Here is a 22,813-nt window from a genome sequence, read left to right as displayed (position 1 = left end):
GTAATGAGTTAAACTGCAAACATGGATGAAATTTTTTCTGTCTGGTGAATTCTGGCGCCTCTTTTTAAAAATGCGCCAAGAAATTTGGCTGGATCGATGCAGCCTTCCGGAGCCACCACCCCTTTTTGAGTGACATCACCGGCATCCATCATAAGCGCTGCAATGGAGGCGGGAAGTCCGGTTCCCGGAGCCATTCTGCCCACCATGTCAGCGGTGTAAGTAATTTTCTTGCCGTCTCTTTCTCCCTTGACAATGACCTTAAGACCCGAGGACTGGGGACCGTTATCCCTCCCTCGGGGAATCGTCTCCCAAAGTTTAAGGGCAAGGTCATAGGGGGTGACCTTGGTTCCCTTGATATCCATGGGCTCTGTGCTTAAAAGACCCGTATTTTTCTGTTCTTTTATCAGCTCATCTACCCATAATGGGATGAGTGCGCCTTTTATGATCACATTTTTAACCCCTTTGATGTATCTGGGGAGGGTCAGGGGTTGGGGGTGGCCCACATAGCGGACATGGCAGGTGCCAAGAGGTTCTAAAAACTGTTCAGCCACTTCTTCGGTTCCGCCTTCAACGTAGACAAGTTTTCCATCAATATATTGAGGGATTTTTCCCAGGGTCATATGCAGGCTATGATCCCAGGCTGCGCCTGCAAGCTCGGCAATACTGACCACCCAATAGAGATAAATCTCATCAACTTGGTCCAGGCGGTCTGCATACCATTTCACCAGGACATTGTTGGTTCCGGGATCAGAACCCATACCGGTCAAAACGGTAATGCCGGCTTCTTTGGCCATTTTATCAATGTCAGAGTTAAAAAGAATTTCGGTTCCCTCATAATCATCACAGATATCGATGTAGTTTTTTTTAGCTTCAACAGCAGCCTTTGCCACCGGCACGGCAGTCTTGTAAAAGGGGCCTGCGCAGTTAATCACCACATCGATCTCTTTGAATCTGCTTACCATTGCGTCGTGATCATTTACATCCATCTTGATAAGGGTTGTTTTTTCACTGTCACGTAATTTAGGTGCCAGTCTTTCAGGATCCGGATACAAGTCAGCCAGGATAACATCTGTAACCTGCTTTTGTTTTATCAGGTCCCGGGCAACACCCTGTCCCATACCGCCTGCTCCGCCTAATACTATTGCACGCATGCTTTGTCCTCCTGTAATCTATATTAAAAAGTTTTGTAACTGCTCAGGTATTTAGGTTGAAGACTGAAGACTGTTAGGAAAAAACGCATTTTAAAGCCATGTTTGATGCAAGAATTACATTTTGCCAAAGTACGGCAAGCGTTTTTTTCTGAACCCCTCAGACTTCAGGCTAAACAGCTTCAGCCTGACTATATGTGTAGCTACTAATAAGTTTAATAATTACTCGGTAGCCAAAACTTCCCCGTTTGTCACTGATTGTATTTTCTTAAAATCGCTTCAAGCACACTGCCGCCGATGGCCCGGGCTTTCTCCGAGATGGTGGTGCAGTTCTGCCTGTTTCCCCTGGGATCAATGTCCCCGATTTTAAGGTGCTCGGTCACCATGGTGTTATTTCTGATCTGCCCCCTTAAAACGCCATCTATTCCGGCAACGACCGGTTTGCTGTGCACATGTCCGACCACATCATTTTGTTTGACAAGGTCACCAATGCTCAAAGAAGACTTGAATATACCTGAACAGGGGGAACGAAGAACCCTTTCTTTGGTGAAGCCGTTAATATTACCGGGGCTTCCGGTATTCGGTTCGGCACCACCGGTTAAAATAATCCTTCCAAGGTTATGACCCCGGTTGGTTTCGATGACCATATGGACATCTCTGCCTGCCTCGAATCCGGGTCCAAGTCCAATAACCAAAGGGGCTTCGGATAGATTGGTGCCCAGGTTTTTTTTGGCAATAATCGCATCGACCACCACATGGGGCCGGATGGCTTTAATGGATTTCCAATGCGGGTCAACGATGACAGGGATGATATGGTTATTCCAGGCATTTCGGATGTCATCCGAATTAAAGACCTTGACGGCCTCAACACCCTCCACCATACTTTTTTCATCATAAACAGCTTCACAGAAGCTGACCTGTCGCCTGACCGCGATGGGTTTTTTAATCTCCATCATGAAAATATTTTTGAAATTTGACTGAAAAAGACGCCATGCCACACCGGTGGCCATTTCTCCTGCCCCTTTTATAGCGATGATAAGTTCCTTGATCGTTTTTGTCATAATAGTATCTCTTAAAATTATAGTACCCGTTCACGCACATTCGGAATAAAAAGGTCACACAATCTTCGTTATGTAGGCGTTCACAGTTGCCGCAGATGTGCACGATCAGGGCGACCAGCTATACTTATGCTATGCTGGTCGCCCTGATCGCGTGCAGCTGCGATGCCTGTGAACGTCTGCTATCTGCCGAATGAACAGACCGGATAGTGACAGACCTTGCAGTTCATGCACAAACCGCCGTGACCCATGGCCGCAATATCATCTTCACTGATTTTTTCTCCGGCCAGAACCCTTGGAAAAATCAGGTCAAACACGGTCCGCTTGTAGTAAAATACACACGCAGGAAGGCTGATGACAGGGATATGATCGAGCGCTGAAACCATGAGCATGGCACCGGGGAGGACAGGGCTACCGTAAAAGGCAACATCGGCGCCTGCCGTGATAACCCCCTGGCGGGTCACATCATCCGGATCTACCGAAAGCCCTCCGGTGGTAATGATCAGTTCACTTCCGAGTTTCTTTAACTCCTTAATTGCATGGGAAATAGCTTCTACATCATCAGGTGCAATGATTTTTTTAATGAGTGTACATCCGGCTGCTGTAATTTTCTTCCCCACGGACGGGTCAAAATCATCTGAAATCAGTCCGTTATAGACTTCAGAACCGGTTACCACCGCTCCCACCTTTAAAGATTTGTATGGTTTGACCGAAACAATGGTCTTATTTTTTTTCGCCAGCGCTTCAAGTCCTTCGATGTATTTTGCAGGGATGGTCAGAGGAATGATCCGGGTGGCTGCAATGATCTCTCCCTTTTTACAGGGAAAATTATTCTTCAAGGTAGCTACGATAATACGCTCCATCTTATTCACCTGGAGCAGGGCGTCCACATTGATTTTTAGCAGGCCTGCATATGGGGTGATGATATTGATTTTACCTTCCCGGGGTTCGGAAAATTCCAGGTTTTGATCTGAAATAGACCTTGAGATCCTTGTGGCCGCGTCATCTTCATGGAGCTGATCTTTTCCCAGATCAAGGACGTACAGATAGTGTTTCCCGATCTTTAACAGTTCCGGGATATCCTCCTTTTGTACAACGTGTCCTTTTCTAAACCCGACGCCTTTGAATTCTCCCGGGATGATCCGTGTCATGTCATGGGCGAGAACCGTTCCGATTGCCTCTTCAACTCTGATCTTCTTCATCTGTTCCATCCAGGGGGTGATCAATTAACCTGTGTTTTGGTTGAATCTTGCTGTTGTTGGCTTTGAGTTTCTTTCTCCTTAATTGCCGCAAGGATCTTATCCGGGGTCAGGGGAAAAGAGTCCATATAGACACCGATGGCATTGCTGACTGCCGCACTGTAACCTTGAGCAGCCGACATGGCAATGGACATACCGGCTTCCTTGGCACCGTAAGGTCCTTTGGGATCAACCGATTCCACGATGATATTATTAATTTTAGGCATATCACAGGCCAATGGCAGTTTATAATCCAGCATGGTGGGATTGATACACCTGCCGTCATTCCATTCATGGTATTCGGTGAGCATACCGCCCTGTCCACCCATGGTAAGGGCGCCTTCAAACTGGCCTTCAAGGACCATGGGGTTTATGGCATATCCAACGTCCTGGGCAGCGGTGACCTCTAACACTTCAACCTGACCCGTTTCAGGGTCAACTTTGACTTCAACAATGGTGGTACCAAAGGAAAAGGCTTCACACATTTGGCCATAGGGGTTTTTAACCCATTCGCGGTTCATGTCCACCTTGGGCCAGTATCCGCCTTCGGCATTCACCGAGTTGAAGTTTAACAGACTGGTTCTCACCACTTTTTTAATGGGAATCGATTTTTCCGGGTCATCTTTGACAAAAATCATACGATTTTTTGCCGCCAGCTGGTCGGGTTTCACCTTTAATACTTTTGCAGCCACCTGGAAAAGCTTTTCCCGGCAGTTCTGTGCCGCGATTTTCACCGCGTGCCCACCCACGAAGGTGGAAACCTGAGAGTAAGATCCCGGATCAGAAGACGTGGTCTCGGTATCGGCGGAAACCAGATGGATGTCTTCAGGCAGCAGCCCCAGCTCTTCGGAAGCAATCTGGACCAGCATGTTGTCATTGCCCTGACCATTGTCCACCACCCCGGACATGACCGTTGCCTCTCCATCCTCGTTGAATTTGATAAAAGACTGAGATCCGCCCCGGATGCCCATGGGAAAGCCTGTCTGCACCGAATTGGTGCCGATACCGATACCGTGGAAGGGGGGCAGTTTACCCCATTTTTTCTTGAAGCCTGATTTTTCAACTGCCTTTAAAATGGTTTCATCCATGGCACAGGAGTCAACATAGGATTTTGTACTGGTATAATCACCCGGCTGCCTGCTATTTCTCAATCTCATCTCCACCGGATCAATGCCAAGATGGTCTGCAATCATGTCCAGCTGGGTGTCCAACCCGCAGGCAAACCCACGTCCGTGGGTTCTTATCATACCCCTGATGGGTTTATTGGTATAAACCCGGTAGCCGTTGTAACGTACGCTTTCCATCCGGTAAGCCTGTTCCATGGAAAGAAAAGGAACGCTGGTGGCAATGGGGCCGGTGCTTGAGTATGCGCCACCGTCCATATAACATGTGGTTTCTCTTGCCAGAACCCTTCCATCCTTGTCCACCCCTGTTTTATGGGTGGTAATCATGGCGTGTCCCTGTCGGGTGGCAATGGTGTTTTCTTCCCTGGTGAACTCGATTTTTACCGGTCGGTTGGACTTTTTTGCCAGCAGGGCACAAATATAGTCTGCCGGGCAGATCTCTGAGCGGCCCCCGAATGCACCGCCAATGGAAATTTTCTTGACCTTTACCTTATGAAGGGGAATTTTAAATGCGTTGGACAACGGTTTGGATTTCATATGGGGTCCGGCATTGGGCATCCAGATTTCCAGGCAGTGTTCATGGTCAAACCTTGCCACAACTGCATAAGGCTCGGCATGAAAATAGGATTCCTCCGATGCCACAAAGGTGTCTTCCCTGATATAGTATGCTTTCTCAAAGTTTTCATCCACATTCCCTGTATCGATATTCACATGGATATTAATGTTGTTGGGAAAATCTTCATGGATGAGTTCGGTTTCCGATGCCATGGCTTCCATGGGATCAAACACGGCCGGCAGTTCCTCATATTCCACCTCAATAAGATCAAGGGCATGAAGGGCAGTCTCTTCATCTACGGCTGCCACGCCTGCAACTTCATCGCCAATGTATCTGGCTTTTTCTATTTGAATAAACTGCTGATCTCGGGTATAGGGAAATACTCCCCATTTGACACCTTCAGTATCTTTTCCTGTGACCACGGACGTTACACCGGGGAGGGCCTCAGCCTTTGACGTATCGATATTTAAAATCCGTGCATGGGCATAAGGGCTTCTTTTGATTTTTCCCACCAGCATGCCGGGTAGCTTCAGATCGGCAGTATACTTTGCCTTTCCCATAACCTTGGCCCGGGAATCAACCCTGGGCATTCTTTTTCCGATGATGGTGTAATCAGACATGTTTTACTCCTTTGGTTTACAATCCGGGCAATGGCCCTGCGGGTTACCCGCATGGGCCACAGCTGCAACAATTTTTGCATAGCCCGTGCACCGGCATATATTTCCGGCAAGGGCCTTGCGGATGGTTTTTTCATCGGGCTTTGGGTTATCATTGAGCAATGCATCTGCTGACATGAGCATGCCCGGGGTACAGAATCCGCACTGGACAGCTCCGTGATCAATAAAGGACTGTTGTAGATCAGACAGATCATCCCCATGGGCAAGCCCTTCCACTGTTTTGATCTGGGTTCCTTGTGCTTCCAAGGCCAGGGTCAGACAGGCCCGGACGGGTTTGCCATCCATGTGAACGGTACAGGACCCGCAGACCCCTTCGCCGCAGCTTTCCTTTGAACCGGTCAGGTCAAGATCATCCCGCAACACCTCCAACAGGGTGTCGTTTGGATAGACCATCACCTCGCGGGGTTTATTATTGATATTCAGGGTGATTTTTATTTTTTCCATTTTAAGCAAACTCCGTTATTGTGGTTATCTTTTTGCAGCCTCAGCTGACTGCTTTAGTGCGCCGAATACCATGGGTGACACCATGGCGCAACGGTATTCAAGGGTAGATCCCACATTATGAACCGCAAATGTGGAGGCATGGTCCATGGCGATATCGGCTGCCTTTTTAAAGGCATCCGTATCGGTCAGTTTTTTTCCTTTTAAAGAGGATGATGCCTGGGCAAGGAGCAAAGGAGACCTGCCCATGGCACCGACCACGATTCGCGCGTCATCTATCTCATTTTTTCGACTGGCGGATGGTTTTAACAGAACGCCGGCACAGACAATGGGATAGTCAATGGCAGAACGGTAGGCAAGACGTTTATAGGCACTGCTACCACCCTGTATCGGTATTATAATTTCCTCTAGCAGTTCATGAGATTCCATGGCAAAGGGCATGATGCCGTCCGCGGTATAAAAGTCCGCCAGCTTTACCGTTCTCTTCCCACCCTTTGTTGTCAGGGTGATGCTGGCGTCAACAGCCATTAAAGCGGTGGCACCGTCTGACTGGCAGGTGGAGTTGCACCGGTCTGCTTCTTCTCGCGCATAACAGATTTTTCCTCCGTCCTTGTGACAGGGCTGACGTCCGGACCGGTAAAAATCAGACTGGTTGTAATGATGGCACCGGTTGTCCTGGAGAATATTACCCCCGATGGTTCCCCGGTAATGCTGGATAGTAACGGCCCCGATTTTTTCACAGGCCTGAACCAGTGCCAGGGATTCTTTTTTAATGAGATCTGAAGCAATAATGTCTGCAATGGGTGTTCTGGCACCGATTTTAATATGCTGATCTTGTTGGTTGATATAGGATAACCCGTTCAAGGCTTTGAGGCTGATAAGAAATTTTGGTTTTAACAGTCCCTTTTTCATCCTGACCAAAAGATCGGTTCCCCCTGCAAGGATTTTGGCATCATCCCTGTGGGTGTCAAGCAGGTCAAGAGCCTCTTCAAGATTATCAGGTCCTAAATAGTCAAATCTTGGCAACCGCACTTTTTTCTCCTTTTTTTTTCTCCTGTAAAGCAGCCAGCACTTTTTCAGGTGTAATGGGAAGATCTTTAATTCTAACGCCCACCGCATCATGGATCGCATTTGCCACGGCCGGAGCCGTGGGAACGCAACCGGGTTCTCCGATTCCCTTCGCCCCAAAAGGGCCGTCTTTATCAGCCGTTTCCAGGACAGGTGCTTTGATCTTAACGGAATCCTTGGCGGTAAAAAGTTTATAGTCCCTGAAATTGGCATTCATGATTTCTCCGTTTTTATGCATCACTTCCTCAGTCAGGGCATAGCCAAGACCCATAATCACCCCGCCATAAACCTGTCCTTCAAGAAGCAGGGGATTGATGGCCTGTCCCACATCATGGGCAGCCACGTATTCAAGCACCTCTACTTTGCCGGTTTCTTCATCCACTTTTACTTTTACACCATGTACCCCGAAGGTGTAAGTCATGGACATATTTCCCTTGAATTCTTTGCTCAGGTTTTCATTGTCAGGATCATAAAAACAATCCGCCACAATCATGGTTCCGTCGGGTGAAAAATGGGCTTTTCGTAAAAGTTTGTCTATGGGCATGCTTTTTTCCGGGTCATGGGAAGCCATTATGTGTCTGTCGCTTAAAACAAGATCCTCAACAGGAGTATCCAGTATTTTCGAACCGAGTTTAAGCAGTTTCTTTTTTATTTTTTTGGCGGCGCCGAGGGCTGCATTGCCGGCCACAAAAGTACTGCGGCTGGCATGGGCACCCACATCCCATGGGCAGACATCCGTATCCGTATGTACCACATTGATGTCTTCGACATGAAGCCCCAGTTCTTCCGCCACAATCTGGGCGGTGATATTGTCTAGCCCCTGGCCCATGTCCGTACCGCCGGTGAAGACATTCACCTTGCCGTAATCATCCATTTTTAAAATGGCACCGCAGCCATCAGACTTATATATGCGGGCACCGCCTCCGACATGGATCAGTGAGGCCACACCGATCCCAACCCCCTGTTCCTTTGAACCGTTCTTTTTTAATTCCTTTTCAACTGCATCAAGACACAAATCCAGGCCACAGGTGGTTATTCTGAAATCCTGGGGAGTGATATCTCCAGGATGATTACGGTTAATCCTGCGGAACTCAATGGGATCAATGCCTGCTTTTTGTGCGAGCATATTCATACTGCTTTCGATGGCAAATGTCGCCTGCGGGTTTCCGTATCCCCTCATGGCCTGGGCATAGGTATTATTGGTATAGACACATTTTGCACTGTATCTTACATTTTTCAACCGGTAAAGGGATGTGATGGGCATCATCATCACCGAAGGTGTGGTGGCGCCCCACGAGGTATGTGCACCGTTATCCAGGACCATTTTGATATCTCTGAACAACAGCTTACCGTTTTTGTCACAGCCCTGTTTGATATACATGATGGCAGGCTGCCGGGTAGAGGTTGCCTTGAATTCTTCCTCCCGGTTAAAAGTGATCTTAACCGGCTTCCTGCACTTGTGTGCAAGAAGAATGGCAATGTGTTCATAGGCATAGGTATCCAGCTTGCTGCCAAATGCACCGCCTATAACGGGTTTGATGACCCTGACCCTTTTGTTTTGCAGTCCCATGGCTTTCAGGGCTTCCAGAAAATCCTTTTGCGCCAGGGAAGGAATTTGCGTGTTGGAGTATATGGTCAGGTTGTCATAAGCATCAAAGAGTGCCACCGCACCGCTGGTCCCCATGCAGCAATGGGTGACCCAGGTGGTGGAAAACCGATCTTCAACCACAAAGGCGGCTTCTTTTTGGGCCTGGTCCACGTCTCCATAATGCAGCTTCCATGGCAGCTTAAGTACATTTGACTTATGATGCTCATGAACCAGGGGGCTGTCTTTTTCCATGGCTTTTTCAGGATCAAAAATACCCTCAAGCTCTTCATATTCAACCTCAATCAAGTCCAAAGCTTTTTGTGCAATTTCAGGAGTTTTGGCTGCCACAGCCGCGACCTCATCCCGGAAAGAACATGCTTTGCCTTTTTTAATCGGGGGATTGTCTTTGTAAAATCCCATGACCATTTTTTCAGGAACATCTTCTCCGGTGAGAACCGCGCGGACGCCGGGCAAAGCCTTTGCTTTTGAAGTATCTATTTTAATAATTTTTGCATGGGCATATTTGCTGTAAAGAATTTTCCCATATAGCATTTCCGGCAATTTGATGTCCTGGATATACGCTGCCCTGCCCATGGCCTTTTGCGCAGCATCCAGCTTGGGAATTCGTTTTCCCACCACATGATAATTATTCATTTTGGCCTCCCTTGTCTTTAGCTGCCTCAACGGATTCAAAGATTTGGATATATCCGGTGCACCGGCAGATATTTCCGGCAAGGGCATGCTGGATTTCCTCGCGAGTAGGATCCGGGTTTTCATCCAGCAGTGCCTTTGAAGACATAATCATTCCCGGTGTGCAGAACCCGCACTGGATACCTCCGTTTTCCACAAAAGACTGCTGGATCGGGTGCAGCGTTCCGTCGGTTGAAGCCAGACCTTCAATGGTCTCTATTGTTTTTCCGTCTGCTTCAACAGCCAGGTACAGACAGGAATTGATTGCCAGTTTATCCACAATAACGGTGCAGGCACCGCATTCACCATTACCGCATCCTTCTTTTGTTCCCATCAGGCCCATCTCCTCCCTTAAAAGGTGTAACAGGGTCCAATGGTCCTTCACTCCACAAGAGATCTGGTCACCATTTAACGTAAAAGATATGTTTGTCGTCATGCCAAAACTCCTCCTAACTGTTATTTCTTATCATTTGCAGACATTTAAGGCCCATTCTTCTTACCTGAACCCGTATCATCTCTTTTCTGTGCCAGGCTTTTCCCCGGACACTGTCTCTGACCTTAGATTCATCTGCAGCCATTTTACCGGCTTCTGTCAGGACGTTTTCGTCAATTTTCTTTCCGGTGAGAAAATTTTCAGCATCCAAGGCCCTCATCGGAGTTGGCGCGGCCACGCCGAGGCAGATTCTGGCCTTGGTACAGGTAACCAGATCTTCATCCAGGGCCAACAACACTCCGATACCGATGAGAGGAAGTTCCATGGCAGCCCTCCTGCCGAATTTGATATAAGCGCTTCCGGTATGGGAGGCCTGCGGTTGGATAATGATTTTTTTCAGGAGTTCTCCGGGTTTTAAAACGGTTTTATAGGGCTCGATAAACAGATTTTTTACTTCCACAGACCGTTCACCATCTTTCCCCTGAAGAAAAGCCACTCCGTCTAAAGCGATCAGGGGAATGGCACCATCAGCTGACGGCACGGCATTGATTAAGTTTCCACCGATGGTTCCTACATTTCTTACCTGTAAAGACCCGATTTTGGACACAGCGTCATAAATAATGGGATATTCATTTTGGATCATGACCGATTTTTCAAGAGTGGCGTGGGTGACCGTTGCACCGATGCAAAGTTCGCCGGTTTTCTCATTTTTATGCAGCTCACTCAGCTCCTTGATTTTCTTCAGGGAAATCAGGTAATCCGGTTTCAGCCAGCCATCTTTGACTTTAACAATGACATCTGTTCCACCGGCAATATATTTGGCCGTCTGGTTGTGTTGGGTATGAAAGGCAATGGCCTCTTCAACGGTTTCAGGGGATAAATACTTAAATGGTTTCATACATATTCCTTTCATTAGCTGCAGTTATCAATGACACACCGGGCTTTTTCTTCAGGCGGTGGCGGTTTGTCATATAAACGGATGTGTGCGTCACCAATTAATATAATCATTGGTTGAAGTGTTTTCAATAAATGGCTCAGCATCGTCAACATCCGACGGAAAACTTTTCGTAACTACTTAAGTAGTCAGTCTGAAGCTGTTTAGAATGAAGGCTGAAGGTATCATAAGCGCACGGTGCCGTACTTTGGCGAATTATGATTCTTATATCAAACATGCTTCAAAATGCGCTTTTTCCTAACAGTCTTCAGTCTGTTCATCTGAGTGGTTAGCTTTTTTATGTTGTACTTCAATGATCACTCGCCAGACATTTCACGGAGTTTTCGGGTTGCCTCCGGGTCAAGAGTCAGTGAGGCGGGCTCAATGATAACACCGTAATCTTGTTTTGCTTTTTCAATGCTTACATAACCATATTGTACATCGCGTTCCACCGTTTTTGGGTCACGTTCAACGGGGTTGCCGTATCCGCCTCCACCGGCACTGATAAATGAGATCCGGTCTCCGGGATCGCAAAAAGTCAGCCCGCTTGGATCCGCAGGCTTACCATTTTTGAGGAATTTGGCCTTTGATCCGTCTTTTCCCGAAAAAATACCTCCCGGTGGATAGATAAACCGACCGGCCTGGATGGCAATGGTGGTTCTTTGGGGAGAATTTTCGTGGTCATCTGGAGAGCGTATGATCATCCGACGACCAATGCCGCCGCGCTGTTTTCCAGGGCCTCCGGAATCCATGATAAGTCCACGTTCTTCAATGATCAGCGGTGTATCGCTTTCAAGTATTTCGACAGGGGTGTTGGCCCCGTTGGCCGGAAAAATGGCACAGTGGTGACCGTCAAACCTGGAAGAAGCACCCATGCCTCCTCCTCTGATGATCATGGTATGCCAAGGTTTTCCGTTGGCCCGTTTGCCGTAAAGTATATTGGTCTGGGCAGGGGTCCCGCCGGAGCCTGCAATGATATTATCCGGTGTGGCTTCCGACAGAGCATTAAATACCATTTCGGTCATGAAATGCCCGACCTGCATTCTGGCCGCCACAGCTGCCGGGAATTTGCAATTGATGATGGAGCCTTCAGGAGCCGTCATCTTCACCGGTCGAATCGCCCCTTCATTTATGGGGATATCCGGGTCAAAGGCGGATTTGATGGCCATAAACACATAGGCATAGGTAAAATTATAAACCACATTTACTCCCCAGTCCACCTGGTCAGAGGTGCCGTCAAAATCCACCTGTATATCTGACCCGTCAACCTTAACCGTCAGCTTGATTTTAATATCCGGTCTTTTCCCCGCCCCTTCAATAATGCCTTCATGGGCATAGGTGCCGTCGGTAATCTTATCAATGGCAGAGCGCATGGAGGTTTCCGTTCTTCCGATAATTTCATCTGCCAGATCATCCAGATGCTCAAGCCCCTCGTCTTCCATCATTTCTATGATTTTTTGGGCGCAGACATGGTTGGCCGCCACTTGGGAGCGAAGATCTCCGGTGACTTCTTTGGGGGTTCTTACATTCCACCGGATCATGTTCAGCAGATCCTCATTCAGTTTTCCCGCATCATATAGTTTGACCACCGGAATATAGATGCCTTCTTCAAACACTTCCCGGTTATCGGAAGAGACCCTGCCGCCGATATCGGAATGATGGAAGACACAGGCGGTGAATGCCACCGGTCTTTCTTTGAAAAATATCGGGCTTAACACACAGACATCATTGAGGTGTCCGGCAAGCAGCCAGGGGTCATTGACGACGAAAACATCACCCTGCCGGTAGTCTTCAATGGGTATAGAGTTGATGATCTTTTTTACACCCAGTGCCATGGCACCGGCCTGGCCAGGCGTACAAAACGTTCCCTGGACCAACTCCTGGCCCCGGCTGTCGGTGAACATGCAGGTATAATCATGGGCATCCCTTAACAGGCTGGAAAAAGCGGTTCTTGCCACGGACGCATCTGCCTCATCCACAATGGAAACAAGTCTGCGCCACAGAATTTCAAGGGTAATCGGGTCGAATGTTTCCCTATTGTTTTTTATCATTTTTCAACCCCCAATTGGTTCAGTTCAATCCATACAAAGCCGAATTCGTCAACCCGGGCATTGGCATCTTCACCAATAACAATGGTGGATTCACGTTCTTCGATAATGGCGGGTCCGGAAACTTTTGCATTGGCAAACAGTTTTGACCGGTCATAGACGGTAAACGGAATATAGTCTTTTTGAATGATGGAAAATGCCGGGCGTTGACCTTTAATGCAAATCGTCATATCACAGGTGTCATTTGAGAGCTTAGGAATTGAAAACGGCCGTTTGGGAAGGCTTGCCCTGACCTTGAAGGTGACAAACTCCACCGGGGTTTCATGATAGGTTCTGCCGTATAGCCGTTTGTATTCCTGGTCAAAGAGTCTTCGGATATCCTTTTTGGAAAAGGTATCAAAAGGTTTTGGCTCAATGACAAGGTCTGTTTCAGCGCCCTGGCCCACAAAGCGCATTAACAGGGTTCGTTCGTAGATGATGTTCCGGCCTGTGGCGGAATCCTCCAAGATACCGGCACTCTCCTGTTCAAGTTCGTTAAACAGCTGTTCAATTTCCTTGAAATCGGCATCATCAAGGGTCACTCGGTGGCTTCGTGAAAGATCAAATGCCACGGGGGCGGTAAAGAATCCCAGAGCAGACCCAACACCTGCCAGAGGCGGTACCAGAATGGCCGGCGCACCGATCTTTTTTGCAAGCCCGTAAGAATGGACAGGACCCGCACCGCCGAAAGCCGACATGGTGACAATGTTTGGGTTGCCGCCTTTTTCCGCAATATGTGTTTTGGCCGCCGCAGCCATGGTCTCGTTGATGAGATCATGGATACCAAAGGCCGCTTCAACCATGGTTGTACCCAGTGGTGTGGCAATTTTGTCTTTTATCGCTTTTTTGGAAAGCTCTATGTCAAGGGCCATGGCGCCACCCAAAAAGAAGTTCGGGTCAAGATATCCCAATACAAGGTCTGCGTCGGTCACCGTTGGGTATTCTCCACCCTGTTTGTAACAGGCGGGCCCGGGATCCGCACCGGCGCTTTCAGGACCGACCGCAAGCAGACCCAGTTTGCTGATTTTGGCAATACTTCCGCCTCCGGCTCCGATCTCCATAAGATCCACCACCGGCACCTGGATGGGAAGCCCGCTTCCTTTTTTAAAACGCTGGACACGGCCCACTTCAAAGGTGGATACCAGCCCTGCATGGCCTTTCTGGATCAGGCATGATTTTGCCGTGGTGCCCCCCATGTCGAAGCAGAACATATCCTTGATATTAAACAGTTTCCCATAATGCTGGGATGCAATAACAGCGGCTGTGGGACCCGATTCTATGATCCTGACAGGAAATTCCCTGGCTGTATCTACAGAGGTAATTCCCCCGGAAGACAGCATGATAAATAGTTTTCCGCTGAACCCGATGGACTCAAGCCTGGAGGTCAGTTTTTTTAGATATCGGTAAGTAATCGGTTTGACATAGGCATTCACCGCCGTGGTACAGGTTCGCTCATACTCCCTGATCTGGGGAAGCACCTCAAAAGATGTGGAAAGAAAAAGGTCAGGCGATTCTTTTTCAATGATTTCCTTGATTTTTTTTTCATTCACCGGGTTTTCATAGGAATTGATAAAGCAGACTGCAAGGGATTCAATTCCCGCTGTTTTTAGCTTTTTCAGGACATTCAACACCTCTTTTTCATCCACCGGCTTAAGGATTTTGCCCTGCGCAGTGAGCCGTTCATCTATTTCCATTCGAAGGGTTCTGGGTACGATGGGTTGGGGGTATTCGCTGAAAATATCATAGGCATCGTATCTGATTTCCCTTCCAAGTTCCAAAACATCCCTGAAACCCTTGGTGGTGATCAAAGCAGTTTGGGCACCTTTTCTTTCTATGATGGCATTAATAACCAAGGTGGTTCCATGGATTACCTCATCAACGTTATCCATGAATCCCGGTTTTATGTCATTAAGTTCCCGAATACCCCGTTCCACGGCATCCGATGGATCAGAAGGGGTGGTGAGGCATTTATTGGTATAAAACTCTCCTGTGTGATCATTTACCAGCACAAAATCGGTAAAAGTGCCGCCAATGTCACATCCCAGACGGTAAGCTATCTGTTCCAAGTGAATCCTCCATAACTGTAATGTCGTGCTAAAAAGGCGCCCCTGCCGCATTTTAGGCTTTAATCATACAGTCGGCATGCTGACTGTATGACTTCATGTCTGTTTAAAACCGATGTATGGTATCCGGAGACCTTTTTGACATCTGATGGTTAATCTCTTTAGTAAAAATCAGGCTCTTTCCACTCCCCAAAGGTCTGTCTGAACACCCCTGCCATTTCTCCAACCGTCGCATAGGCATGACAGCACTTTACCAGATGGGGCATGACATTCTCATCTGTCTTGGCAGCTTTCTCCAAAGCCTTGAGGCTTTCAGTCACATCCCTGTTGTTCCGGGTGCGGCGAAGTTCGTTTAAATTGGCCTTGGATTTTTCAGCCCATGCTTCATTATATTCATGGAGCTCTACATCGGTTTTGTCGGCTTCAGTACCCCTTGCTTCCGGATTGAGGCCGACCTTGCTGTACTCTCCGAACTGCAGTCCTTTTTCAAATGCATAGGCCTGACTGGATACCTTTCTCTGGATAAGGCCGTTTGAAATGCATTTGATCATTCCGCCCAGATTCTCAACCTCTTTCATCTCCTCTAAGATTTTTTCTTCCATGTTAAGGGTCAGCGTTTCAATAAAATATGACCCTGCAAGTGGGTCCACCGTATCCCTTAAACCCACTTCATCCATGAGCATTTCAAGGGTTCGTAGCGAGAGCAGGGCAGATCGCGGAGTGGGGATGGTATAGGCTTCATCAAAAGAGCACAATGCAGTGGTCTGGGCACCGGACAGGGCTGCACCGAGCGCATAATAAGCACCTCTCATGATATTGTTTTCCGGTTGCTCTTTGGTAAGGCCGGAACCACCGCCGCCAAAAAGCCCCCGTAAAAAAAGTTTTTTCTTTTCGGTGACACCGTATTCATTTTTCAGCATCTTTGCCCACAGTTTTCTGGCAGCCCTGAACTTGGCAATCTGCTCCCACAGGTTACCGTAGACATTAAAGTTAAAGGAAAACCGCCCCACAAATTCTTCGGGGCTGATATCCCGTTGCACCACGTTATCAATGTAAGCTTTGGCAATTTCAAATGCATAGGCGATTTCCTGGGCGGGGGTGGCGCCGGATTCACGGATATGGTATCCGCAAATGCTGACAGGATTGGATCTTGGCAGTTCCTTGACGGCATATTCAATGCTGTCACCCACCAGTCTCACACCGTGCTCAACAGGAAAAATCCAGGCCCCCCGGCCGATCATTTCCTTTAAAATATCATTCTGGGGAGTGGTGGAAATCTGCTCTTTGGAATACCCGAAATTTTCCGCCACCGCCTGATACATCGCCATCATGATGGTGGCCACGGCATTGATGGTCAAACCGGATCCGATTCGATCCAGGGGAATATCGGCAAAGGCGATTTCAAAATCCTTTAAAGAGTCAATGGCCATGCCCACTCGCCCGACTTCACCCTGTGCCAGAGGATGATCCGAATCGTATCCCATCTGGGTTGGCAGGTCAAAGGCCACATTCAGGCCGGTTTGACCGTTGGCAATCATGAGTTTGAAACGTTTGTTGGTCTCTTCCGGAGTGCCGAATCCGGTGTACTGCCTGGTGGTCCATGCCCGGCTGCGATAGCCTAGAGGGTGAAGGCTGCGGGTAAACGGATATTCGCCCGGGTTTCCAAGATCTTTGTCATAGGTATATCCCGCCTTTTTTAGATCTTCGGGGCCATAGACCGGTTTTACTTTTATGCCGGACTGGTAGGTTACCTCTTGTATCGCACCTCTTTCATCCTTGATATATTTAGCAACACCCATTGTTTTACCTCTCCATGTTTGGGAAATGATCCCGTTGTTCAAATCGGTTATTCAAACAGGCTGTTTATACCGGTAATAATGTCCTCAAAAGGGGTTCCTCCGGGAAAAACTTCTGCCACCCCCATCTGTTTGAGTGTAGGAATATCCTGGTAGGGAATGACCCCTCCCACTGTCAGGCGGATATCATCGAGCCCCTGTTCCTTCATCATACCGATGAGCTTTTCAGCTATGGGCAGGTGTGCCCCTGACATGATGCTTAGTCCAATGACATCCACTGTTTCCTGGGTGGCAGTCTGTATAATCTGGTCTAGGGTCTGGTGGAGCCCGGAATAAATCACTTCCATACCCGCATCCCTTAAAGCCAAAGCCACAATTTTTGCACCCTTATCGTGGCCGTCAAGGCCGGGTTTCGCGATCAGCACCCGAATTTTGTTGGTTGCTTCCATAAGTCGTTTTCCTTTTTATGTTGTCCTTTTTTCATTGCGTTGAAACGCATTCATCTTATTGACCATAAGTTCTGCCGCAGTTAACGGGTCCAATGAACCGGATTGAATTTTTTTTTCGGTTTTTTTGTATTCTTCTGAGCCTTTTAGGAATAAAAGCAGTTTTTCCAGGGTCAAATCCTTTAACAGCGAATGGAAATAGAGGTATTCTAGTTCTTTTCTTTTGCGATCAATCAGGTCGTTGTTTTTCATGAAATCAAAATGGGACAGAAAGGTGTCGGCCAGTTCATTCACACCGGTTCCATCCCGGGCGTTGGTTTTCAGCACCTTGGGGGTCCAGTTTGTTTTAGCCCGGGTCGTGTTCGATAAGTTGGACATGTCAATCATTGTTGTCAGATGGTGTACCAACTCATCTGCGCCAGGTTTGTCACTCTTGTTGACGATAAAGACATCACCGGTTTCAAGAATACCTGCTTTCACCGCCTGTATGCCGTCCCCTGTTCCCGGAATATTGACAATTCCGGTTGAATGGGCCAGGGTGGTGATATCAAATTCTCCCTGACCGGCCCCCACGGTTTCAATGATAATGATATCATAACCCATGGCGTCCATGACCACGGTGGCATCTTTGGTGGCTCGTGAAAGGCCTCCTTTGTGGCCCCTTGACGCCATGGATCGGATAAACACTTTTTCATCTGTTGCATGGCGCTGCATGCGCAGCCGGTCTCCTAAAATGGCGCCACCCGAAATCGGGCTGGTGGGGTCCACCGCAATAACGGCGACCTTGATACCGAGTTTACGAAATTCAAGGATCAGTGCATCAATCAGGGAAGATTTGCCCACGCCGGGGGATCCGGTGATGCCGATGATAAAGGCATTGCCGGAATGGGGATAGAGGCGCTTTAACATCTCAAATGCCGATGGATCGCAGTCCTCAATGAGACGGATCATCCTTGCACCGGCAATCTTGCTTCCTTCCAGTATGTCTTTGATTTCAGCCACTCTTGTTTTCTTTTTCCTCTTGTTTTAATTCACTTAAAACCACGTTCTTTCCTTTGATAATGTGCCGGCGCACCAGTTTTTCCACCTTCCTGCCATCACGATTTTTAATGGCCTCAAGCATTTTAACATGGTCGTTACTACTCTTGCGGGCATATTCTTCCTGTTTGAGGATAATCTGCCTGAACATTGAGATTTGAGCGCGAAGCTGGTTGATCATTTTGATTAGTTTCGGGCTTTTGCTTAGGCTGTAAAGAAGATCATGAAATTGGGTGTTGATTTTATGAAGTCTGTCACTGTCTTTTGTCTCAAGACACTTGATAAATTCATTCATCTTTTTTTCCAAGGGGGCAAGGTCTTGATCTTGGTAATTTTCCGCAGCAAGCCTTGCCGCATATGCTTCAAGAACACTTCGGATACCAAAGGTCTGCTCAATATCGTCATGGGTCAGGGTGACCACCTTAAATCCGCCTGAGGGGATTTTTTCAATCCAGTCTTCTCTTTCAAGCTTGTGCAGTGCCTCACGTAACGGTGTTCTGCTGATACCCAGCATGTCGGCAATCTTGCTTTCCACCAGTCTTGAGCCCGGCTCAATGGTCTGGTCAATGATGGCGTTTTTCAAATACTCAAACACATCATGACCCAAGGATTTTCTTTGTTTAAAACTGTTATCCAGCTTCATTAGATAATCCCTTTTTCCTTGAATCCTGCAAGGGTGGCTTCATCATACCCCAGAACATCACCATAGATTTCCTGGTTTTGTTGACCGAATCTCGGCGGAAAGGAGAGCTTCCGGTCACATTTTTCCAGAAAGGGTGTCATGTGGGGCGGTGGGGCAAGGGTTACTGTTGTGCCGGTTTTTGGGTCGGTGCAGGTAAGGATCCGTCTTGCGACCAGTGGATCTTCAACCACTTCATTAACGCTCTTGATCTTGGAAATGGGAACGGTAATGGAGTTGAACAGCTCAATGAGCTCTTCAGAAGTGTGCTTTTCCGTGATGGCATTAATGGCCTTGTTGAGGTTTACTACGTCTGCAATTCTGCCCTGGTTCTTGTTATATTCTTCCTTTGCCAGAGATTTGAACATGTCCTGGGATACCATGGATTTCCACTGACGATCATTGCCCACAGCCAGGTAAACAAACCCGTTGCTGGTCTTATAAACCGATACCGGACTGAAAAATTCGTGGGTGTTCCCTCTCCTGGAGATGGTCGCACCAAAGCTTTTGGAAAGGGCAATGGGTACGGTCAGCCAGGATACAGTGGATTCAAGCATGGACATGTCAATACGGGTGCCTTTCCCTGTGACTGCCCTCTTAAAGAGCGCCTTCATCAACAGTCCATATCCGTGTTCACTGGTTCCCATGTCCGGCAAAGGGATACCCGTGACCTGGGGATCTCCGTCTGCTTCACCGGTAAGTTCCATTAAGCCCGATCTTGCTTGTAAAATCGGGTCATAGGCCCCTTCATTGGAGTTCGGGCCGAACCCGGTAAGCCCCAGCCAGATGATATCCGGTTTGATTTCTTTTATCAACTCATACGCAATGCCAAGTTTTTCATAATTCTTAGGTAACTGGTTGGTGATAAAAATATCGACTTCAAGGCGTCGAATCAGTTTGTTGAATATCTCACGTCCCTGGGGATCAGCCAGGTTCAGGGTAAGTGCTTTTTTCCCGGCATTGATGGTTAAAAAATAGGCGTTCATCCTTTTTTCATCAAGGACGTTTTCACCGATGAAACGGTTAGGGTCTCCGTATACCGGATGTTCCAGTCTAATAACATTCATCCCGTCCTGGGCCAGCCTGTATGTAAGATACGGGGCGACTGTTGCCTGTTCAAGTGATAGTACGGTGAGGTTTTTAAAAAATTCCATAAAGGCCTCCATATATAAGCGAAGTAAAATTTACCAGACCCTAAATATTAGCCATTTTTCTGCCTGTCTCATGGCAGGTTTCAAAAATCTTCAGATTCATTTCCTTAAAGGGCCCGGGGCTGATCGTATCCACAGTGGACCTTAAATCATCCGCATTCAGCGGTCCCACCCCAAAGGCGGAATAAAATGCAATCATGGCAAGATTGGTGGATTTAGGGGATCCGAGTTCCATGGCGGTTTTTCCCGCCTCCATGGCATAGGGCGCAATTTGCATTTTATCAAGATATGCGGTTACCCGAATATCGGGGAATGCATCAGCAGGCGCGTTGGCAAAGAGTTTCCCTCCTTTTTTCAAATAGGGCAGATAGCGGTAAGCTTCGGCTTCATCCATGGACAACAGAAAGTCTGCGGCGCCAGCACGGATCAGGCTGGATTTTGCATTTCCTATCCTTAAATGGGAAACCACAGACCCGCCCCGCTGGGCCATGCCGTGTGTTTCCGCACCCAGTATATTATATCCCTTATTTAAAGCAGCCGTGGCAAAGACCCTGGTCATAAAAAGAATTCCCTGTCCTCCTAGACCGCTAAGAACAAAATTTACCGTTTTCATATTGATCCTCTCCATATCTGGTTAAACTTTTTCAATCGCATCCCTGGGACATATCTGCAGGCAGACACCACACTGGGCACAGAGTACCGGATTGATTTCGGTCTTTTCAGTCTGATCATTCCTGTACATGGCCGGGCATTCAAATCTGGTATGGCAGAAACCGCAGTCATCGCATTCATCGGTAACCAACACCTCGAATTTTTCCGGAATGGCCTCGTCCTTGAACCCGATTACACAGGGGTGGCGGGAAATAATCACCGCAATACCACCGTCAGGGTCAGTCATATGCTGATACGCTTCTTTGATTACCGTGATCATATGTTTGGTGTCATAGGGATCCACCACTTTGATGTATTCAACGCCGCATCCTTTGACGATGGTTTCCAGGGAGATGGCATTTCCCTTACTGCCGTCCACCAGGTCTTCCTGGGTAATGGCCGGCTGCATACCGGTCATGGCCGTAATACTGTTATCCAGTATTACCAAAATAAACCTGGAATCGTTGTAAACGGCGTTGATCAGGCCGGTGGTGCCGGAATGAAAAAAGGTGGAATCCCCCATGGTCGCCACAATCGGTTTTTTTACATCATCCTGGATAAAGGCATTCCAGAATCCGGATGCCATGGTAATACCGGCACCCATGTCAAGGACCGTGTCCACCACGCCTAAATTGGTGCCAAGGGTGTAGCAACCGATGTCAGAGGGGAAGATGGCTTTGGGTAATGCCTTTCTGATGGAATAAAAAGACGCCCGGTGAGGGCATCCGGGACACAAGGTCGGTTTTCTGATGGGTAGTCCGAGACCTGCCGTCAGTTCGAAGGCTTCCTGTCCGCAGTCATGGTCTGATAAGGGAGAAAGCCCGCAGTCGGATAGAGCTTGGTTAAGAAGTCCTTCAATTTTTTCCGGAACCAGCTCGCCTTCCATGGGCACATGACCGGAGAGCCGTCCCAGGGTTTTATGCTTGTCCCTTAACATATATTCAATCAAGGTATCGGTCTCTTCAATGACCAGTACCTTGTCACAGGCATCCATGAACTCGTCAGCCAGGTTTTCCGGGAAAGGATAGGGCGCACCCAGTTTTAACACCGGGATATCATCTCTTTCGTACTCTTCAAACATATCCTCAACCACGCTTGAAGGCACACCGCCGGTGACAATCCCGAAAGGATAGGATTTTCCTTTTTCCAGGGTATGCCTGTTGAAAGGGGTGAGGATATCAAATTTTTCGCTGATTCTCACATGCTTTTCATTCAAGGCTTTATGCTGGATGAACCTGAACTTCGGCGTGGATGCCCAGCGGGTCGGCTCGCGTTTAAAATCAGCCTTGGTTAAATTACTCTCCAGAACGTCATATTTGATATTCTGCCTTGCGTGGCAGACTCTGATGGCCGGTCTGACCATCACCGGTACCTGGAATTCTTCGGAAAGATCAAAGGCGGCCTTGATCATTTCCCTTGCCTCTTCAGGGTTTGCCGGATCCAACACCGGCACTTTGCCCAATCGTGCCATAAGCCGCGAGTCCTGTTCGGTCTGGGATGAATGGGGCCCGGGGTCATCACAGGAGATAACCACCAGTCCGCCGATATTGCCGATATAGGCCGCGGACGTAAAGGAATCCGCCGCCACATTCAGACCCACCATTTTCATGCAGCAGGCCGAACGTTTACCGGATATGGCGGCGGCAAAAGCATTGTCAAAGGCCACCTTTTCGTTTATGGACCATTCCATACGGGTATTCAGGTTAAACACTTGGGAAAATCGGACCACCTCGGGAAGGATTTCTGAAGACGGGGTCCCGGGGTATGAGGTCATAACCTGACAGCCCGCTTCCAAAATTCCAAGGGCCATGGCACCGTTTCCTAGTAAAAACTCTTCTTTCATTTTAAGATCCTCAAACCAGATTAATGGAAAGTTAGTAACTACATAGGTAGTCAGGCTGAAGCTGTTTAGGCTGAAGGGATCTGAAAATCACGATTGCCGTTGTT

The 22,813-nt window shown here is 48.1% G+C and carries 18 protein-coding genes; all 18 read right to left on the bottom strand.

Annotated elements, in window-relative coordinates:
- Positions 1-8: 8 nt before the first annotated feature.
- Positions 9-1,151 carry a saccharopine dehydrogenase NADP-binding domain-containing protein gene (locus tag SWH54_17885; GenBank protein ID MDY6793141.1) on the bottom strand — a complete coding sequence of 381 codons (1,143 nt, stop codon included), beginning with the start codon at positions 1,149-1,151 and terminating at the stop codon, positions 9-11.
- A gap of 248 nt (positions 1,152-1,399) precedes the next feature.
- Positions 1,400-2,209 carry a selenium-dependent molybdenum cofactor biosynthesis protein YqeB gene (gene yqeB / locus SWH54_17880; GenBank protein ID MDY6793140.1) on the bottom strand — a complete coding sequence of 270 codons (810 nt, stop codon included), beginning with the start codon at positions 2,207-2,209 and terminating at the stop codon, positions 1,400-1,402.
- 179 nt (positions 2,210-2,388) lie between these two features.
- Positions 2,389-3,408, bottom strand: a complete 1,020-nt coding sequence (locus SWH54_17875) for a molybdopterin-binding protein (GenBank protein ID MDY6793139.1) — start codon at positions 3,406-3,408, stop codon at positions 2,389-2,391.
- Positions 3,409-3,428: 20 nt separating this feature from the next.
- Positions 3,429-5,744: a xanthine dehydrogenase family protein molybdopterin-binding subunit gene (locus tag SWH54_17870; GenBank protein ID MDY6793138.1), complete on the bottom strand. Its 2,316-nt coding sequence runs from the start codon at positions 5,742-5,744 to the stop codon at positions 3,429-3,431.
- 3 nt (positions 5,745-5,747) lie between these two features.
- Positions 5,748-6,245, bottom strand: a complete 498-nt coding sequence (locus SWH54_17865; GenBank protein ID MDY6793137.1) for a (2Fe-2S)-binding protein — start codon at positions 6,243-6,245, stop codon at positions 5,748-5,750.
- 24 nt (positions 6,246-6,269) lie between these two features.
- Positions 6,270-7,274 carry an FAD binding domain-containing protein gene (locus SWH54_17860; protein MDY6793136.1) on the bottom strand — a complete coding sequence of 335 codons (1,005 nt, stop codon included), beginning with the start codon at positions 7,272-7,274 and terminating at the stop codon, positions 6,270-6,272.
- A complete protein-coding gene (locus tag SWH54_17855; GenBank protein MDY6793135.1) occupies positions 7,255-9,552 on the bottom strand; it encodes a xanthine dehydrogenase family protein molybdopterin-binding subunit in 2,298 nt (765 codons plus the stop codon). Before SWH54_17855 ends, SWH54_17860 begins: the two co-directional genes overlap by 20 nt.
- On the bottom strand, positions 9,545-10,024 hold the full coding sequence (locus tag SWH54_17850; GenBank protein MDY6793134.1) for a (2Fe-2S)-binding protein: 480 nt from the start codon (positions 10,022-10,024) through the stop codon (positions 9,545-9,547). Before SWH54_17850 ends, SWH54_17855 begins: the two co-directional genes overlap by 8 nt.
- A 13-nt stretch (positions 10,025-10,037) precedes the next feature.
- Positions 10,038-10,919, bottom strand: coding sequence for a xanthine dehydrogenase family protein subunit M (locus SWH54_17845; GenBank protein ID MDY6793133.1), 882 nt, complete (start codon positions 10,917-10,919; stop codon positions 10,038-10,040).
- Between the two features lie 353 nt (positions 10,920-11,272).
- The gene (locus SWH54_17840) at positions 11,273-13,006 is read right to left on the bottom strand and encodes a hydantoinase B/oxoprolinase family protein (protein ID MDY6793132.1); all 1,734 of its coding nucleotides are present in this window, start codon (positions 13,004-13,006) and stop codon (positions 11,273-11,275) included.
- Positions 13,003-15,108 (bottom strand): hydantoinase/oxoprolinase family protein, encoded by a 2,106-nt coding sequence (locus SWH54_17835; GenBank protein ID MDY6793131.1) that lies wholly within the window; start codon positions 15,106-15,108, stop codon positions 13,003-13,005. Before SWH54_17835 ends, SWH54_17840 begins: the two co-directional genes overlap by 4 nt.
- 158 nt (positions 15,109-15,266) lie before the next feature.
- Complete coding sequence (locus SWH54_17830) at positions 15,267-16,904, bottom strand: methylmalonyl-CoA mutase family protein (protein MDY6793130.1); 1,638 nt, start codon at positions 16,902-16,904, stop codon at positions 15,267-15,269.
- Between the two features lie 47 nt (positions 16,905-16,951).
- Positions 16,952-17,350, bottom strand: a complete 399-nt coding sequence (locus SWH54_17825) for a cobalamin B12-binding domain-containing protein (GenBank protein MDY6793129.1) — start codon at positions 17,348-17,350, stop codon at positions 16,952-16,954.
- A gap of 15 nt (positions 17,351-17,365) precedes the next feature.
- Positions 17,366-18,349, bottom strand: coding sequence for a methylmalonyl Co-A mutase-associated GTPase MeaB (gene meaB / locus SWH54_17820; protein MDY6793128.1), 984 nt, complete (start codon positions 18,347-18,349; stop codon positions 17,366-17,368).
- Positions 18,342-19,028 (bottom strand): GntR family transcriptional regulator, encoded by a 687-nt coding sequence (locus SWH54_17815; protein MDY6793127.1) that lies wholly within the window; start codon positions 19,026-19,028, stop codon positions 18,342-18,344. The genes meaB and SWH54_17815 overlap by 8 nt, the downstream gene beginning before the upstream one ends.
- Positions 19,028-20,218 carry a CoA transferase gene (locus tag SWH54_17810; protein MDY6793126.1) on the bottom strand — a complete coding sequence of 397 codons (1,191 nt, stop codon included), beginning with the start codon at positions 20,216-20,218 and terminating at the stop codon, positions 19,028-19,030. The genes SWH54_17815 and SWH54_17810 overlap by 1 nt, the downstream gene beginning before the upstream one ends.
- 40 nt (positions 20,219-20,258) lie before the next feature.
- Entirely contained in the window at positions 20,259-20,828 is a 570-nt protein-coding gene (locus SWH54_17805; GenBank protein MDY6793125.1) for an indolepyruvate oxidoreductase subunit beta, read from the bottom strand.
- Between the two features lie 21 nt (positions 20,829-20,849).
- The gene (locus SWH54_17800; protein MDY6793124.1) at positions 20,850-22,709 is read right to left on the bottom strand and encodes a thiamine pyrophosphate-dependent enzyme; all 1,860 of its coding nucleotides are present in this window, start codon (positions 22,707-22,709) and stop codon (positions 20,850-20,852) included.
- Positions 22,710-22,813 lie beyond the last annotated feature (104 nt).

This window comes from Thermodesulfobacteriota bacterium, assembly GCA_034189135.1.
Classification (GTDB): domain Bacteria; phylum Desulfobacterota; class Desulfobacteria; order Desulfobacterales; family JAUWMJ01; genus JAUWMJ01.
The sequence above is the reverse complement of the archived record's forward strand: the minus strand, read 5'-3'. Positions and strand labels throughout refer to the sequence as shown.

Bases quoted from the DNA above. Each gene is read 5' to 3' on its own strand.
- SWH54_17865 (MDY6793137.1), bottom strand. From the start codon at position 6,245: ATGGAAAAAATAAAAATCACCCTGAATATCAATAATAAACCCCGCGAG.
- SWH54_17810 (MDY6793126.1), bottom strand. From the start codon at position 20,218: ATGGAATTTTTTAAAAACCTCACCGTACTATCACTTGAACAGGCAACA.
- SWH54_17815 (MDY6793127.1), bottom strand. From the start codon at position 19,028: ATGAAGCTGGATAACAGTTTTAAACAAAGAAAATCCTTGGGTCATGAT.
- SWH54_17885 (MDY6793141.1), bottom strand. From the start codon at position 1,151: ATGCGTGCAATAGTATTAGGCGGAGCAGGCGGTATGGGACAGGGTGTT.
- SWH54_17840 (MDY6793132.1), bottom strand. From the start codon at position 13,006: ATGATAAAAAACAATAGGGAAACATTCGACCCGATTACCCTTGAAATT.
- SWH54_17800 (MDY6793124.1), bottom strand. From the start codon at position 22,709: ATGAAAGAAGAGTTTTTACTAGGAAACGGTGCCATGGCCCTTGGAATT.
- SWH54_17855 (MDY6793135.1), bottom strand. From the start codon at position 9,552: ATGAATAATTATCATGTGGTGGGAAAACGAATTCCCAAGCTGGATGCT.
- SWH54_17805 (MDY6793125.1), bottom strand. From the start codon at position 20,828: ATGAAAACGGTAAATTTTGTTCTTAGCGGTCTAGGAGGACAGGGAATT.
- SWH54_17845 (MDY6793133.1), bottom strand. From the start codon at position 10,919: ATGAAACCATTTAAGTATTTATCCCCTGAAACCGTTGAAGAGGCCATT.
- yqeB (MDY6793140.1), bottom strand. From the start codon at position 2,209: ATGACAAAAACGATCAAGGAACTTATCATCGCTATAAAAGGGGCAGGA.
- SWH54_17825 (MDY6793129.1), bottom strand. From the start codon at position 17,350: ATGGAAGCAACCAACAAAATTCGGGTGCTGATCGCGAAACCCGGCCTT.
- SWH54_17875 (MDY6793139.1), bottom strand. From the start codon at position 3,408: ATGAAGAAGATCAGAGTTGAAGAGGCAATCGGAACGGTTCTCGCCCAT.
- SWH54_17830 (MDY6793130.1), bottom strand. From the start codon at position 16,904: ATGGGTGTTGCTAAATATATCAAGGATGAAAGAGGTGCGATACAAGAG.
- SWH54_17850 (MDY6793134.1), bottom strand. From the start codon at position 10,024: ATGACGACAAACATATCTTTTACGTTAAATGGTGACCAGATCTCTTGT.
- SWH54_17870 (MDY6793138.1), bottom strand. From the start codon at position 5,744: ATGTCTGATTACACCATCATCGGAAAAAGAATGCCCAGGGTTGATTCC.